12 protein-coding genes and 1 pseudogene are annotated in these 15,385 nt (G+C 62.2%); 10 read left to right on the top strand and 3 right to left on the bottom strand.

Annotated features, from left to right (window positions below):
• Positions 1 to 194: 194 nt before the first annotated feature.
• From B2J77_RS17800 to B2J77_RS21960, 3 genes and pseudogenes are all read left to right on the top strand, one after another.
• The gene (locus B2J77_RS17800; protein WP_078479127.1) at positions 195 to 1,970 is read left to right on the top strand and encodes a sensor domain-containing phosphodiesterase; all 1,776 of its coding nucleotides are present in this window, start codon (positions 195 to 197) and stop codon (positions 1,968 to 1,970) included.
• A pseudogene (locus tag B2J77_RS21965) lies at positions 1,943 to 2,833 on the top strand (PAS domain-containing protein); the annotation flags it as partial. The gene B2J77_RS17800 and the pseudogene B2J77_RS21965, both read left to right, overlap by 28 nt.
• Positions 2,834 to 2,881: 48 nt before the next feature.
• Entirely contained in the window at positions 2,882 to 3,385 is a 504-nt protein-coding gene (locus B2J77_RS21960; protein WP_235166502.1) for a methyl-accepting chemotaxis protein, read from the top strand.
• Positions 3,386 to 3,455: 70 nt separating this feature from the next.
• Here the strand turns inward: B2J77_RS21960 and B2J77_RS17790 are convergent, their stop codons facing one another.
• Both B2J77_RS17790 and B2J77_RS17785 read right to left on the bottom strand, forming a co-directional pair.
• A complete protein-coding gene (locus B2J77_RS17790; RefSeq protein WP_058638627.1) occupies positions 3,456 to 4,277 on the bottom strand; it encodes an amino acid ABC transporter permease in 822 nt (273 codons plus the stop codon).
• On the bottom strand, positions 4,274 to 5,095 hold the full coding sequence (locus tag B2J77_RS17785) for an ABC transporter substrate-binding protein (protein ID WP_078479126.1): 822 nt from the start codon (positions 5,093 to 5,095) through the stop codon (positions 4,274 to 4,276). Before B2J77_RS17785 ends, B2J77_RS17790 begins: the two co-directional genes overlap by 4 nt.
• A 118-nt stretch (positions 5,096 to 5,213) precedes the next feature.
• Here B2J77_RS17785 and B2J77_RS17780 point away from each other — a divergent pair, with 118 nt between their 5' ends.
• The gene (locus B2J77_RS17780) at positions 5,214 to 6,098 is read left to right on the top strand and encodes a homocysteine S-methyltransferase family protein (protein ID WP_194286088.1); all 885 of its coding nucleotides are present in this window, start codon (positions 5,214 to 5,216) and stop codon (positions 6,096 to 6,098) included.
• A gap of 164 nt (positions 6,099 to 6,262) precedes the next feature.
• Positions 6,263 to 8,236: a choline BCCT transporter BetT gene (gene betT / locus B2J77_RS17775; protein ID WP_078479124.1), complete on the top strand. Its 1,974-nt coding sequence runs from the start codon at positions 6,263 to 6,265 to the stop codon at positions 8,234 to 8,236.
• Between the two features lie 6 nt (positions 8,237 to 8,242).
• On the opposite strand, the gene B2J77_RS17770 is transcribed toward betT, so the two are convergent.
• Positions 8,243 to 9,199, bottom strand: a complete 957-nt coding sequence (locus tag B2J77_RS17770; RefSeq protein WP_078479123.1) for an arsenic resistance protein — start codon at positions 9,197 to 9,199, stop codon at positions 8,243 to 8,245.
• 146 nt (positions 9,200 to 9,345) lie between these two features.
• Between B2J77_RS17770 and B2J77_RS17765 the strand changes: the two genes are divergently transcribed.
• The 5 genes from B2J77_RS17765 (at position 9,346) to B2J77_RS17745 (ending at position 15,368) form a co-directional block, all read left to right on the top strand.
• Positions 9,346 to 9,891 carry a fimbrial protein gene (locus B2J77_RS17765; RefSeq protein WP_078479122.1) on the top strand — a complete coding sequence of 182 codons (546 nt, stop codon included), beginning with the start codon at positions 9,346 to 9,348 and terminating at the stop codon, positions 9,889 to 9,891.
• 73 nt (positions 9,892 to 9,964) lie between these two features.
• On the top strand, positions 9,965 to 10,720 hold the full coding sequence (locus tag B2J77_RS17760; protein ID WP_058638623.1) for a molecular chaperone: 756 nt from the start codon (positions 9,965 to 9,967) through the stop codon (positions 10,718 to 10,720).
• Positions 10,704 to 13,295, top strand: a complete 2,592-nt coding sequence (locus tag B2J77_RS17755) for a fimbria/pilus outer membrane usher protein (RefSeq protein WP_078479121.1) — start codon at positions 10,704 to 10,706, stop codon at positions 13,293 to 13,295. The genes B2J77_RS17760 and B2J77_RS17755 overlap by 17 nt, the downstream gene beginning before the upstream one ends.
• Positions 13,292 to 14,641 carry a fimbrial protein gene (locus B2J77_RS17750; protein WP_078479120.1) on the top strand — a complete coding sequence of 450 codons (1,350 nt, stop codon included), beginning with the start codon at positions 13,292 to 13,294 and terminating at the stop codon, positions 14,639 to 14,641. Before B2J77_RS17755 ends, B2J77_RS17750 begins: the two co-directional genes overlap by 4 nt.
• A 31-nt stretch (positions 14,642 to 14,672) precedes the next feature.
• Complete coding sequence (locus B2J77_RS17745) at positions 14,673 to 15,368, top strand: molecular chaperone (RefSeq protein ID WP_058638657.1); 696 nt, start codon at positions 14,673 to 14,675, stop codon at positions 15,366 to 15,368.
• Positions 15,369 to 15,385 lie beyond the last annotated feature (17 nt).

The raw sequence follows: 15,385 nt of genomic DNA, 5'->3' as shown, positions 1-15,385 counted from the left end.
GCTGAGCATCATCTACGCGATCTGCCGTGCCAAGCGCGGCTGACAGCCTTTTAGGCTAGCTGACCGCAGGCGTCCAATAGATTTTTTGGCCGACCGCCGGTGGGGGTGCTCAATTGTCGAGAGAAACCGATCACAGCTAAGCTGGCAATGTGCCTTCTGGGCTAGAATTTGCTGTTACCGCGACCGGAGCTTTCATGGACAACTTGACGACCCTTCGAGACGAGCGCTTGCGCCTGGTTGAAGTGGACCGCCTTACATCGGACCTGGCAAATGGAGAGGATCCGGTGCTCAATGGCGTCGTCAACATGCTCTGTGCGCACTTCGACGTCCCTACCGCGCTGGTCAGCATCGTCGACCGCGATTACCAGGTATTCAAGGCCAAGATCGGCATGGCCGACGACCGCACGCCGCGCGAAATGTCCATCTGCGCCCTTGGTTTGCGCCAGGAAACGGTGCTCGAGATCTGCGACACGCTGCAGGACCCGCGCACGGTGGATAACCCCCTCGTGCAATCGGCCCCCCACATCCGTTACTACGCCGGCGCACCGCTAATCGTTCGGCCAGGCGTCAGCCTGGGTGGGCTGTGCATCATCGACCATGCCTCACGCGAAGCCTTGTCGGAGCGCGACCGTAATCTGCTGACCAACGCCGCCAAAGTGGTGGTGGCCCGCCTGCAGTCTATCCACCGGCAGAACTTCTACGATCCGATGACCGGGCTGCCCAATCGGCGGCGGTTCGAGACGGACTTCAAGGAAGGTGCCATCACGGCCGGCCAGGTGGCTGTGTTCATCGAGCCGGTGTCGGCCGCGGGTATGGACCGACTGTTCAAGGCGCTGGGCATCGAGTTCTTCACCGATTTCATGCTGGCAGTCAAAGAAGTGCTGCTCACAGCACTTCCGCCCGGCTGCCGCCTTTATCGGGCCAGTACCCTGGGCTTCATGACGGTCATTGATGCATGCGATACCAGTTTTCTTGCCGGTTGGCTTCAGACGCTGGTGGCTTCGCTCGGTGGGCCACTGCGCAGCGGTCACATACCGGTCACGCCGGATGTCGGTATCAGTGTCCTGACGCTGGGCGTGGACGCCAGCGCCTCGCCGGATATCCTGCGACTGCTAGCCAGCATGACCGACACCGCTCGCAAGAGCGAGCAGCGCTGGTTGGCGTACGACCCGGTGGTGGACGCCAACCTGCGGCGCAACACCGCGATACTCAATGCCCTGGAAGCCGCACTGCTGGCACCCGACCAGTTGAGCCTGGCCTACCAGCCCAGGATCGACCTTGGCAGCAACCGCTGCGTGGCGGTCGAGGCACTCTTGCGCTGGACGCACCCGCAACTGGGCGTGATCAGCCCGGCAGAGTTCATTCCGCTGGCGGAAACCACCGCGTCCATCCGCGGCATAACTCGCTGGGTGGTGGAACAGGTGTGCCGTCAAATTGCCCAGTGGCAGGCCAGCGACCTGATGTTGCAGGTCTCGTTGAACATCTCGGCCCTCGATCTGGGTGATGGTCAGCTGTACGAAGATGTCACGCGAGCGCTGGCCCGACACCAGGTGCACCCGAGCCTGGTGGAGCTCGAGTTCACCGAAAGCGCCCTGGTAGCCGACTTCGATGCCGTGCAGGAGCAGCTCCAGCGCTTCCGCGCCCTGGGCATTTCGATCGGCATCGACGATTTTGGCAGCGGCTACAGCAACTGGATCTACCTGCGCAAAATCCCCGCCACCAGCGTGAAGCTCGACCGTTCCCTGCTCGCCGAACTGCAGCCTGGCGGCAATGACTGGCACATCGTGCGTGGGCTGGTCAGCCTGCTGCGCGACCTGCGCCTGACGGTGGTGGCCGAGGGTGTGGAGACGGACCTGCACCATCATGTGCTACGGGGGTGGGGCTGTGATCAAGGGCAAGGCTATTATTACGCAAGGCCCCTCCCGGCAGATGACCTGGCTGCATGGTTGCGTCAGCCGCGGCAAGCCTGACGTTAGGTGAAGCAGCACTCGGTGTGCGCTGCCTGTCAGCGCCTGTTCAATCCCAACAGTTGTCATCCGCAATGACGAGGATCGCCATGTTCAACAAAGCGCTTAGGGATGAGGTCGAGGCACTCAAACGGGAGCTGCATGGGCTCAGGGCTGCGCAACAGAGCAGGTCCAGCGAGATGCTTGAAATCACCGTGGACCGCGACCTGCTGATCACGGCCGTCAACCCGCGGTTTTCCAGCTTCGTGGGGATCGACGCTTCGAAGCTTGTCGGTACATCGATGGGCGCGCTCACGCCCGACTATGTGAAGGACTTGCCGTGCTACAAGGATTTCCAGACCGCGATGAGCCAGGGCACTGGGGTGAGCGACGACTACCGCTACATCGCGGCCGATGGGCGTCTGGTGTGGATGCGCGCGGCGTGGTGCCCGGTCAAGGCCCCCAGCGGCGAGGTGACCCATATGACGGCCTACGGGACCGAAGTTACCGCCGCCATCGACAAGGCCCGTGAAAACGACGAGCTGATCAAGGCGCTTTCCCGGTCCACGGCGGTGATCGAGTTCGCACTGGACGGCACCATACTCACCGCCAACCAGAACTTCCTGGATACGGTGAGCTACACGCTCCCGGAAATCGTCGGCAAGCATCACAGTATTTTCTGCGATCCGGCCTACACCCGGTCGCCGGATTATCAGCGACTGTGGGCCAGCCTCAACGACGGTCGCTTCGTTGCTGAGCGCTTTCAGCGGTTCGACAAGAGCGGTCGCGAGCTGTGGCTCGAAGCTTCCTACAATCCGGTGCGCGACACCCGCGGGCGGCTGTACAAGGTCGTGAAGTTCGCGGTGGATATCACCGCTCAGGTCGAAAGCGAGAAACAGGTCAGCTCGGCAGCGGACGTTGCCTATGAGATCTCCATGAAGACCGACAGCTCCGCCCAGCGCGGCGCGGAGGCGGTCAGGGACACGGTGGAGACCATGAACCGCATCGTCGAGCAGGTCTCGAACGTGTCCACGGGTGTCGAGGCGCTGGGGCATCAGTCGCACCTGATCACGTCCATCGTGTCGACCATCGGCGGCATCGCCCAGCAGACCAACCTGTTGGCGCTGAACGCGGCCATCGAAGCCGCGCGTGCCGGTGATCAAGGCCGGGGCTTTGCCGTGGTGGCGGACGAGGTTCGCAAGTTGGCCGGGCGAACCAGTGCCGCCACCCAGGAAATCGTCGAGGTGGTGCAGAAGAACAACGCGCTGGTGGAGGAGGCGGTACACAGCATGGGCGAGAGCAGGAAACAGGCTGAACTGGGCCTGAGCCTGGCCCAGCAGGCGGGTACCGTGATCACGGAAATCCAGTCAGGTGCGCAGGAAGTGGTCACCGCCGTGGGCCAGTTCTCTTCAAAACTGGTGGCGGAGGCGGGGCGTTAGTCCGATCCGGCAGCACGGCTGCCGATGAACGCAACGCCTGCCCCTGGCCAGGGGCAGGCGCTAGGCACCGTCAGCGCTGATAGGCCTTGCCGTAATGCCGCTCAAGGCGCGCCTGCACCAGCTCCAGCGCGATCGACAACACCCAGTAGATCACGGCCGCAGTGGTCAGCATTTCCAGGTAGCGGTAGCTCGACCGTCCGTAGGACTGGGCCAGGAACATGATTTCCCACACCCCCATCACCGAGATCAACGACGAATCCTTGAGCATGGAGATGAACTGGTTGGCGGTTGGCGGGATGATCACCCGCATGGCCTGCGGCAGGACGATGTGGCAGAAAATCTGCGGCGGGCGCATGCCCAGCGCCAGCGCCGCTTCGCGTTGGCCTCGGGCAACACCCAGGATGCCCGCGCGGAAGATTTCACTGAGGTAAGCGCCGTAGTTCAGCGACAGGGCGATGATACCGGCGCTGATCGCGCCGGGCACCAGGCCTATCTGGGGCAAGCCCAGGTAGATGAGCAGAATCTGGATCAGCAGCGGTGTACCGCGGAAAAACGACGTGTAGAAACTGGCAACACCCACCAGCACTGCGCTGCCGGACAAGCGTGCCAGCGCAGCGGCAAAGCCCAGCGCCACCGACACCACCATCGAGCATATGCACAAAAACAGCGTCAGCGCTGCGCCCTGCAGAAAACCGTTGGGCCCCAGTTTGAAACCGGCCAGGTTGGGAAACTTCTCCAGGATGATCGAGAACTTGAGGTCGAAGCTCAGGAAGAACCCGACGAACAGGGCGAACATCACCAGCCAGGTGAGCATCAACCGTGTGCGAAAGCCCAGCAGGCGTGTGCCCGTGGTACTGGCCACGGGCTTGGGGGAGGGCGGAAACGTGCTCATTTGCTGATATCGGCGCCGATCCACTTCTGCGACAGCTTGCCCAGGGTGCCGTCTGCCTTGAGCTCGGCGAACACCTGGCGAACCTTCGCATCCCACTCTGGGTCGCCCTTCTCGATGGCGACCGAGTTGGGTTCTTCATACAACGGCGCACCGGCGAGCTTGAAACGCTTGTCCTGGTCCAGGCGCGGCTTGGCCGTGACCAGGTTGGTCAGGATTGCATCCAGGCGCACGCCCGCGCCCAGCCCTAGGTCCTGGAACGCCACATTGTCGGTGTCATACGGGGCGATCTGCACGAAGTCGAAGGGGTAGTCGAGGGTTCGGCCCTCGTCACCCTCGATGACCAGATTCTTGTTCAGGTAGCTTTCGTAGCTCGACGCGCTGGTCAGGCCGACCTTGCGCCCGTCCAGATCTTTTGCACCGTGGATGCGGTCATCCTTGGCATTGACCACGATGACCGCCGGGGAGGCGTAGTACTCCACAGGGAAGTCGAACACCTGGGCGCGGGCCTTGCTGGGGGTCATCGAGCAAATGCAGATGTCGTAGCGCCCACTCCAGCGACCGGCGGCGATCACATCCCAGGAAGGCGTCTCCAGGCGCAGCTTCACGCCCAGCTTGTCCGCCACTGCCTTGGCCACATCCACGTCGAAGCCGTCGAGCTGATTCTGGTCATTGAGAAACGAGAACGGGGGATAGCTCTCCATCAGCACATTGACCAGTTCCTTGCGTGATTCGACCCGCTCCAGCGTGGCGCCGGCAAAGGCCTGGGTGGCGGTCGCAATCAGCGCAAGGCTTGCACCGAGCAATGTGGAAAAACGCATGTTCATACCTGAAGTGTTGGCCAATTGAGTATTAGGGTATTAAATAGTTATATATCTAACCCACATAATGAATTTTATTCATAAGCACCTTCAGAGTAGTTATATGACAGAGCGAGCGATGGTGATTCTCGACGGTGGCATGGGCCGCGAACTGCAGCGCAGCGGTGCGCCGTTCCGCCAGCCAGAGTGGTCTGCACTGGCGTTGACCGAGGCGCCGGAAGCGGTGGTGGGGGTGCATGCGGCGTTCATTGCCGCAGGTGCTCAGGTCATTACCAGCAACAGCTATGCGGTCGTCCCCTTCCACATTGGTGAAGCGCGCTTTGCCGAAGAAGGCCGGCAGTTGGCCAATGTTGCCGGTCAATTGGCCCGCCACGCAGCCGACACCGGCCCGCACCCGGTGAGGGTGGCCGGTTCGCTGCCGCCGTTGTTCGGGTCCTATCGTCCCGACCTGTTCCAGCCTGAGCGCGTCGAGGAAGTCCTGCGGCCGCTGCTTGAGGGCCTGGCGCCACACGTTGACCTGTGGCTTGCCGAAACCCAGAGCGCGATCGCTGAAGTCCGCGCCATACGTGCCCACCTGCCCGAGGACGGTCGCCCGTTCTGGGTGTCCTTCACCTTGCAGGATGAAGACGTCGATACGGTGCCGTGCCTGCGCTCCGGTGAGCCGGTGGCCGATGCCGTGCAGGCGGTGATCGAACTGGGCGCAGCAGCGGTGCTGTTCAACTGCAGCCAGCCGGAAGTGATCGGCGCGGCCATCGATGTCGCCCGTTCGGTCATCGATCAGCAAGGTGGCGAAGTCGCCATCGGTGCCTATGCCAACGCCTTCCCACCCCAGCCCAAGGAAGCCACCGCCAACGACGGGCTGGACGAACTGCGCGAAGACCTGGACCCACCGGGCTACTTGGCCTGGGCAAAAGACTGGCGCGCACGCGGCGCCAGCATGGTGGGTGGCTGCTGCGGCATTGGCCCTGAGCACATTGCCGAGCTCAAACAGCGCCTCGGCTGACGGGTTCAAGGGCATCTGAAAAGCAAGCGAAGCGTTTAAGTTTTGGAAATGCTGGAACTGACGGTAAGGTTTCAGCATCTTCCATTCATCATGCGCCACGGGCAGTCGTGTTCTGACTGCCCAACCATGGAGCGCAGCGCTGAACGTCAGAAGGAGCAATGCCTATGCCTGAAGAACAACAACGCAGGAGCACCATCAACCCACCTGTCTTTTTCACCAGTGCGGTACTGGTGCTGTTGCTGGTTTTATACGCCACCCTTTTCCAGGAGCATGCCCAAAGCGTCTTCGAGCATGTTCAGCAATGGATCGTCACCAATGCGGCCTGGTTCTACATTCTTACCGTCGCGCTGGTGCTGATCAGCGTCGTCTTCCTGGCCGTCAGCCGCTACGGCGATATCAAGCTGGGCCCGGACCACAGCGAGCCCGATTACCCCAACAAGAGCTGGTTCGCCATGCTGTTCTCGGCGGGCATGGGCATTGGTCTGATGTTCTTCGGCGTGGCCGAGCCTGTGATGCACTTCATCAACCCGCCTGTGGGTGACCCCAATACGGTGGCTGCGGCCCGCGAAGCGATGAACATCACGTTCTTCCACTGGGGCCTGCATGCCTGGGCGATCTACGCCATCGTGGCGCTGATCCTGGCCTACTTCAGTTTTCGCAACGGGCTGCCGCTTACCCTGCGCTCGGCGCTGTACCCGCTGATCGGGGAGCGTATCTACGGGCCTATTGGCCATGCGGTAGATATCTTCGCCATCCTGGGCACCGTGTTCGGCGTGGCGACCTCGCTTGGGTACGGCGTGCTGCAGATCAACAGCGGCCTGCATCAGCTGTTCGGCCTTCCGATCAGCACCACGATCCAGGTCATCCTGATCGCCGTCACCTGTGCGCTGGCCACGCTGTCGGTAGCCAGCGGCCTGGACAAGGGTATCCGGATTCTTTCGGAGCTCAACCTGGGCCTTGCTGTGGTACTGATGCTCTTCGTCCTGGCAGTCGGGCCTACGGTCTTCCTGCTCCAGGCCTATGTGCAGAACACAGGTGCGTACCTGTCCGATATCGTCAACAAGACGTTCAACCTGTTCGCCTATGAACCCACCGACTGGATTGGTGGCTGGACCTTGCTCTACTGGGGCTGGTGGTTGTCCTGGTCGCCCTTCGTCGGGCTGTTCATTGCACGCATTTCCCGTGGCCGCACCATTCGCGAGTTCGTCTGTGGCGTGCTGTTCGTACCGGCAGGTTTCACCTTGCTGTGGATGACCGTATTTGGCGATTCGGCCATTCACATGATCCTGCACGGCGGCATCAAGGACCTGGCCACGGTGGTCAATCAGGACAGTTCGTTGGCCTTGTTCGCGTTCCTCGAGCATTTCCCCTGGTCTACGGCCATCTCGATGCTGGCGGTGCTGATGGTCGTCGTGTTCTTCGTCACCTCAGCGGACTCGGGCGCCTTGGTGGTGGACATGCTGGCTTCGTCCGGCAGGGGACATTCACCGCTCTGGCAACGTGTGTTCTGGTCGGTCAGCATGGGCGCAGTAGCCATTGCCCTGCTGTTGGCCAACGGTTTGAAGGCCTTGCAGGCCGCCACCATCGCCAGTGCGCTGCCGTTCGCGATCATTCTGCTGTTTTCCATCTGGGGGCTGTTCAAAGCACTGGGGCTGGACGCCACGCGGCGTGGTCTGCGAACCCAGGCGTTGCCGGGCCAGCGGCAGGGCCGTCAGAACCACGGCGGCTGGCAGCGTCGGTTGCGCAATATCGCGATGATGCCGCGCAGGGCTCATGTCACTCGCTTCATTGGAGAGGTGGTCAAGCCCGCGTGCGAGGAAGTGGCACAGGAGCTGCGCAAACAAGGCTACGAAGTGACGGTGGAGGAGCGCGAAGACGGCCGCATCACGCTGGAGCTTTCTCATGCCGGTGAGGGCCGCTTCAAATACGAGGTTCGCCCCCGCGCCTTCAATACGCCGAGCTTCGTCATGCGCGATGCCGATGACAACAGCGATGCACGCAAGTACTTCCGTGCCGAGGTGTACCTGCGCGAAGGCGGGCAGGACTACGATGTCATGGGCTGGAGCCGTGAAGATGTGATCGGCGACATCCTCGACCAGTACGAGCGCCACCTGCACTACCTGCACGTGGTCAGCTGAACCCGCCTACGTGCGGGCGACCACTGGAAACGCCCGCACGTACACCAGCTCGCAGATCAGCTCGACCACTGTCTGCGTGATCACCGCCGCCGCTGCCAGCGTTCGTATCTGCTCTGGCAAGGCGAGCGCCAACGGCAACACCACCAACGAATTGCGCGTCGAGGCACTGAACATCACGGCGCGCGTTTGTTGTACAGGCAAGCCCATCAGCCGTGCCGTCGCCCAGCCAATCACCGGTGCCAAAAGCGCAAAGCCCAGAAACACCGGCACCACGGGCAGCAGTTGATCCAGCGCCTGCAACACGATGCCGATCTGCGAAGCGATCACCACGAACAACACGAGTGCCATCGCCGGCACCGGCATCCAGGCCCAGGCGTCGTTCCAGCGACTGACCCGCTCTGATTTGGCCACGTGTGCACTGGTCAGCACCGCCAAGGCCAACGGCACGACGATCATCAGCACGAACGCCTGCACGAAAGGCCCGAGCGCCAGGCTTATGTGGTCGCCGTCTTCAAGCATGAGCGCCAGGTAAAGCGGCAGCAGCACCAGCTGTAGCAGCAACAGCACGGGTGTGGCGGCCAGCATGAGCCGTGCATCGCCCTTGCCCATGTGCGTGAACACCACCACGTAGTCGATACAGGGCGCCAGCAGGACCAGCAGCGCGCCGATCAGCAAGGCCGGGTGGCCTGTCAGCCCACGGGTCAACGCCCACGCCAGGACGGGCACCAGCACGAAGTTAGCCAGGAGCAAGGCAGTCATGAACCGCCGATTGGCCAGGCTCGCGCGCAGGTGCAGAAAGGGTATCTGCAGGAACATGGCGTACATCAGCACGGCGATGGCTGGCGTGATCAGTGCTTCCAGGACAGAGGCACTGGCATCGGCTACAAGGCCGAAGGCGATGGCCACCAGCACGGTGGCGAAATAAAGGGGTGTCTGCCGGGTTTCGAGTTGGTCTCTGGTCAAGAACGTACCTGCTTGGAAAAAGTGCAGCGCTGTAGCGCGATGCGGCAATCGAGCGCGTGTGGCCGTTTTAAGACTCGTCTGAGTTATCCAACAGCGCCAGGGCTGCATTCTATGCGCAGCCCACATAACAACCACAGGACGCTGTAATGAATATTCGCGCTATCGCTTTCGCTGCAGCTGCAACCATGGCCGTTCCCGGCCTGGCGAACGCGGCCAACACCATCACCTTCAGCGGAGAAGTCACCGATCAGACCTGCTCTGCTGTCGTCGATGGCAACACCGAGCCAACCGTTGTCATGCAAAGCGTGCCAGCCAGTGCGCTGAGTGGCAGCACCGGCAAAAACACCGGGGAGACCAAATTCACCCTGCGCCTGACCGGCTGCGCCGCGCCGACCGACGCCAACGAGCAATTCACCACGCTGTTCCAGGCCACCAATCCGACATCGCTGGGCAACCTGACCAACACCGCCACCAATGGCGCGACCGGCGTTGCACTGCAGTTGCTCGACGCACCCGGCGGTAGCCCGGTGAACCTGGCAGGGGGAGCGGCCGTCAGCGCCGGACAAATCATCCTGAGTTCTGGCCAGACCTCCACAAGCCACGACTATGCCGTGCGTTACGTGTCCGAGGCCGCCACCGTTACTGCGGGCCCTGTGCTTGGCGCGGTTACCTACACCCTGCGTTACGAGTAATTGGCGCACGCCACTTTTTCCGACTGCCGCCCGGGGGCTCGTATCCAGGGCGGCAGTCCTTCGAGGTATCTGCATGAGAACTTTGCCAGTGGGCCGGCTCAGGCTGGTCGCCATTGCGCTTGCCTTCGTGCTCGGCATGACGGGCGCGACCCTCGTCCAGGCCAGCGTGGTAGTGACGGGTACACGGGTCATTTACCCCGGCAATGCGAAGGAAAAAACCCTGCAGCTCACCAATCAGGACCCCTTCGCCAATGTCGTGCAAGCCTGGGTGGATATCGATGACCCTGCTTCTACACCAGAAACCGCCAAGGCGCCGTTCATGGTCAATCCGGCCGTGTCACGCGTGGCTCCTGGCAGTGGACAATCCTTGAGGCTCATCTATACCGGCGCGGCGCTCCCTCAGGACCGCGAGTCGGTGTTCTATCTGAACGTGCTCCAGATCCCCCCGCGCAACGCCGCACAGGCCGACAGAAGCCAGATGCTGCTGATCCTTCGTAATCGCCTGAAGCTGTTCTACCGCCCTGATGGCATCGCCGGCACGGTCGAGCAGTTGCCTGAAAAACTACGTTTCAGCCTGGTCGAGAGCGGCGCCAGCTGGCACGTGCTCGTCGACAATCCGACGGGCTTCCATGCCTCGTTCGGGGCCGCGACGATCACTGTCGGCAACAGACAGGTGAAACTGCGCGCTGCCATGGTGCCGCCCTACGGTTCGGTGCAGTGGACGCCAGAGGCCACCGGAGCGCTCACAGGTACAGCGGCGCAGCTCAACGCGCAGTTGATCAACGACTACGGTGCACGTGTGGGCATCACTCATGGCTTGCAGCGCTAATCTGCGGCGCACCTCGGTCCTGCTGTGCGGCCTCGCCTGGATGATGGCCCGGCTGGCCCATGGCGAGGGTGAGTACCGCTTCGACGACAGCCTGTTGCTTGGCTCGGGTCTGGCCGGTGGCAGCCTGGAGCGTTTCAATCGTGCGCAGCAGATCGACCCGGGTACTTACCTGGTCGATGTGTACGTGAACACGCTTTACGTCAACCGAAGCGAAGTGAGTTTCAGACTGCAAGACGATGTCGTCGAACCCTGTTTTTCCGAACGGTACCTGCATCAACACATGAACGCCCGCACGCTTGAAACACCTACCGCCGACGCAGCCCAGTGCCTGGCGCTGAGCACGCGGCTACCGGGGGCAACGTTTCAATACGACTCAGCTCGCTTGCGCCTGGACCTCTCCGTGCCCCAGGCATTACTCGACATCAAGCCGCGCGGCTACGTCGATCCGCAGGACTGGGACGCAGGCGGCACGATGGGCTTCGTCAACTACGACGCAAGCCTCTACAACTCTCGCTACGAAGCATCAGCAAGCCAGGCGGCCAACTACGGCTACCTGGGTCTGAACACGGGCGTGAACGTTGGGCTGTGGCGTTTGCGGCACCAGTCCAACTACAGCTACTCAAGCTTTGGGGGCACTGCGGTCAGCCGCTGGAACAGCATTCGCACGTATGCACAGCGTGCCATTGCCCCTTGGCAAAGCGAACTGACGGTCGGCGACAGCTTCACCGAAGGCAACCTGTTCGGCAGCATCGGCTTTCGGGGCGTGCGCCTGGCCAGTGACGATCGCATGCTGCCCGACTCACAGCGTCAATATGCTCCGCAGGTGCGCGGCACAGCGGTGAGCAACGCTCGCGTGGTGATCAGCCAGAATGGCCGCAAGGTGCACGAAACCACGGTGGCGGCGGGCCCTTTTGTTATCGACGACCTGTACGGTACGGCCTACAACGGTGACCTGGACGTGCAGGTAATCGAGGCTGACGGCAGCATCACACGCTTCACTGTCCCCTATGCGGCGGTGCCCGACTCCATCCGCCCGGGCATCTCTCGCTACAGCGCCACGCTGGGTGAGGTACGCCAGACCGGTGCGAACCAAGGGGCTTTTGCCGAGGCTACTTACCAAAGGGGCCTTAACAATACTATTTCGGCCAACCTGGGCGCTCGGGTAGCGCAGGACTACCTGGCTGTGCTGGGCGGTGGCGTACTGGCAACGCCCTATGGCGCCTTCGGCGTCAACAGCACGTTTTCCAGTGCCACCGTTGAAAACCAACAGCGCAAGCAAGGCTGGCGCATGGGGCTTAGCTACAGCCGTACCTTTCAGCCCACCAACACCACCCTCAACCTTGCCGGGTATCGATACTCAACCCAAGGGTACCGGGATCTGGCTGATGCGCTGGGTGCGCGGCAGGCCTCCGAGCGGGGTGACAGTTGGGACTCGACCAGTTTCAAGCAGCGCAATCAACTGACCTTGCTGGTCAACCAAGGGCTGGGGGGATACGGAAATCTGTATCTGTCTGGCTCGAGCAGCGACTACTACGACGGCAAAAGCCGTGATACGCAGGTGCAGTTCGGTTATTCCAACACCTGGCGGCAGCTCAATTACAGCCTGGCCTATTCACGCCAGCGCACGACGTGGTACCGGGACACGGTGACCAGTGCTGCCGTGCCCGATTTCGCCAACCAGGCAGACCAGCACGACACCAGCAATCGCACCAATACCCTGACGCTGACGCTCTCCATGCCCCTGGGCAGCTCGACCCGGGCACCGAGTATCAGCTCGATGCTGACGCAGCGCTCAGGTGATACCAAGGGCAGCAGTTTCCAGACGGGCATCAACGGCACCCTGGGAGCCCAGCGCGACATGAGCTACGCAATCGCGGCCAGTCGTGACAGCGCCGGACGCGGGACGAACTGGACGGGCAATCTCCAGGCACAAAGCGCCGTTGCCACATTCAACGGCGGTTACTCGCAAAGCGCCGATTACCGGCAGGTCAATGGTGGCATTCGCGGGGCAGCCGTCCTGCATGGAGGCGGCCTGACCTTGGGGCCCTATGTGGGGGACACCTTCGCGCTGGTGCGGGCCAAGGGCGCAGGTGGCGCGATCATCCGGGGCGGGCAGGGGGCTCGTGTGAACGCGGATGGCTACGCGGTGGTGCCTTCGCTGTCACCCTACCGGTACAACCCGGTAGGGCTCGACCCCAGCGGCATGGGTGACCAGGCCGAGCTGATCGAAACGGAACGAAAGGTCGCGCCCTACGCCGGTTCTGCGGTGCTGGTCGATTTCAAGACCTTGATCGGCCATGCCCTGTTGATCCAGGCCAGCTTGCCAGGCGGCGGTGCCATTGCGCTGGGCGCCGATGTGCTGGACGAGCAGGGCACCGTCATTGGCATGGTGGGACAGGGCGGGCAGGTGTATGCACGCGCCCAGGCCGACAGCGGGCGCCTGCAGGTCCGCTGGGGCTCAGGCCCCGACCAGGCATGCCTGTTGCCCTTCGACGTCAACAGCAGCAACGCCCATGACAGCCAAGGCTTCATTCATCTGAAAAGTACATGCACGCCTAACGAGGAACCCTCATGACGTTCAGGGCTTGGCTGTTGGCAGCCTTTGTGTTCGCAACCGTTCAGAACGCCTGGGCGACTTGTTACAAGGTCACCTATGTGGGCGCCGCCACTACCACGGCCAACGATGCCATCCGCCCCGGGGAGGGCACTGCCGGTGCGTGGGCCGGTGGCTGTGATACCTGCAATGGCTCCTTGGGCTTACCTAGCGTGATCAACGTCAGCGACCCCAGCTTTCAGCCTTACGGTTCATTGATTGCCAGCTCGGTAGCGCCTTTCACCCAATACGGTGCTACGGCCGGATTCAACCCGGAATACGTGTTTTTTCGCTGCGAGGCCCGGGATGCGGTTTACGAGATGTTTTCCACCAATGGTGACGACGTCTACAGCGGCTGGTTCCAGGGGGGCGACAGCGTCGGCAACACCCTGGGCTTGCGCAGCGCCTACCGGACAGCCTGGACGAATGTGCTGTTGCGCCTGACTCACCTGGCAACCGGCCAACTGTTCACCGACGTCTGGCAGGAGCGGCGGCTCACGGGGCTGGACACCGACTCGCGCGGGTATCAGCTGGTCAAGGCCAAGAACCTCAGTGCCGTTCGCGCGGAGCTGTTCAGTGCACCCAAAGATCCCAGCTACAACTACTACAGCGACACGGTTTCATCGCAGCTTTACGGCTACGCACAGCCGGCGGCCTATATCGCCATCAAGGGGCCTGGGCTGGCCTATCCGACAGTGGGTCAAACGCACTATGGAAACTGGAGTGGCTGGTACGGGAACTGGCCTGGTGCGTTGGGCTTGTACAACAAGGTCACGCTCAAGCGTTATCCCACCTGCAGCGTCACCAGTGTCACCCCCTATGTCGTGTTTCCCTCGATCAGCGTGAGCGAAATCAACGCGGGCGGCCGCCGCGAAATGCCCTTTCAGATCAACTTTCGCTGCCAGAGCAACATCGTGAACAGCACCAGCGCCAACGGTACGGCCATTGGCATCAAGGTTTCCTCCGGTGCCCTGGCTGCGTCGTCTTCCCTGGGCCTGGTCAATGCCCAGGGCGGCCTGACCTACCTGCTGGCGGACCGTTATGGCCAGGCAGGTGTGGCGCAGGGCGTAGGCATACGGCTGCTGCGCGGCGGTGCGCCCATCAATTTGCTGGCCAATGAGGATTCTGCCAATGGCAGTGGTGCGGCTGGCCGGGGTTGGTACCCGGTGATCAGCAGCGCTGCCAACCTGACCGGTACCGTCAATGGCATCGGCCAGTACACCGAGACATTCCGAGCGCGTCTGGAGAAACTCTCCACCGGCACCCTGCCTACCGTAAGGCCTGGCCGGGTCGAGGCCACAGCGCAGGTGGTGATACGTGTTCAGTAGCTGTGGGCAACGTCTGCTGCTGCTGGTCGCTATGCTGATCAGCACGCTCGCCAACGCTGGGGTCACTGCCGAGCGCACGAGGGTCATCGTGCATGAAGGCCAGCGCGAAACCTCACTGGCACTGGTCAATCAAAACGCCTATCCGGTCGTGGTCCAGACTTGGGTCGACAATGGGGACCTGGCTGTCACGCCGGACACCGCGAGCGCACCGATCATGCCGCTTCCCCCGATGTTCAGGCTTGAACCCCAACAGCAGCGAAGCGTGCGCCTCGTCACGACCGGGCAGGTGCTTGCCCAGGATCGAGAGTCGTTGTACTGGCTTAATGTGTACGAGATTCCACCTCGGCCAACCGAGGTGCTGGACGAGGGTGCGACGCGTCTGACGATCACGCTCCGCACTCAGTTGAAAGTCATCTACCGGCCCCAGGGTTTGTCGAGCAAGGCTGAGCTAGCACCTTCGCACCTGGTGGTCACGGCCCAAGGTCGCAGTGTCCAGTTGCGCAATCCAACGCCGTTCTACATCTCCCTCTCCCACGCGCAGATCGGCGAAGGCAAGGGCTCGATCGCTCTGGATGCGCCTTTGCTGGCACCGTTCAGTATGCAACGGCAGACGGCACCGGCCACCGTGCCTAGCGACGCGACGTTTCGCTTTTCATGGCTCGATGACGAGGGTAACGCACAACGCGGTGAGCGGCCCATCACACACCCTGTGTCCATCAGCCCTTGAGCAAGGCCACGTGGCGT

The organism is Pseudomonas parafulva, from assembly GCF_002021815.1.
GTDB lineage: Bacteria > Pseudomonadota > Gammaproteobacteria > Pseudomonadales > Pseudomonadaceae > Aquipseudomonas > Aquipseudomonas parafulva_B.
This window is presented reverse-complemented; position numbering and strand designations above follow the sequence as displayed.